Genomic DNA, 378 nt, shown 5'->3' with positions numbered 1-378 from the left:
GATCGCCGCGGCCACGCTGGTGGTGCGCTGGGCCTGGAGGTCCGACTGCTGCATGGACGATTGCGAAGACTCCAGCACGCGCCGAGTGCTCTGATTCAGCTCGCCAGTGGTCTGGGCCACGTCACGGATCGAGGTGTGGATGCGCGCCACGAACTTGTTGAAGGCCTCGGCCAGGGCGCCGAATTCGTCGCGGGACTGCACCGGCAGGCGGCGGGTCAGATCGCCCTCGCCTTCGGCGATGTCGTCCATGGCGCGGGTCAGGTCATGCAGCGGGCGCAGCAGGACGCGGATGAGGAAGCCCAGCAGCAGGATGATGGCGATCACCGCTACCACGGTGGCGACGATGGCCAGGTTGCGGGCCTGGGTCACCGGGGCATA

Annotated in this window: 1 protein-coding gene; it reads right to left on the bottom strand. The window is 68.0% G+C overall.

The window, feature by feature from the left end; genetic code table 11:
- Positions 1 to 378, bottom strand: a 378-nt coding sequence (locus tag FS767_RS21690; RefSeq protein ID WP_144968164.1) for a methyl-accepting chemotaxis protein, incomplete at both ends; no start/stop codon positions are given.

Origin of the sequence: Pseudomonas sp. DE0010, assembly GCF_007680745.1 — a bacterium.
Taxonomy (GTDB): domain Bacteria; phylum Pseudomonadota; class Gammaproteobacteria; order Pseudomonadales; family Pseudomonadaceae; genus Aquipseudomonas; species Aquipseudomonas parafulva_B.
The sequence above is the reverse complement of the archived record's forward strand: the minus strand, read 5'-3'. Positions and strand labels throughout refer to the sequence as shown.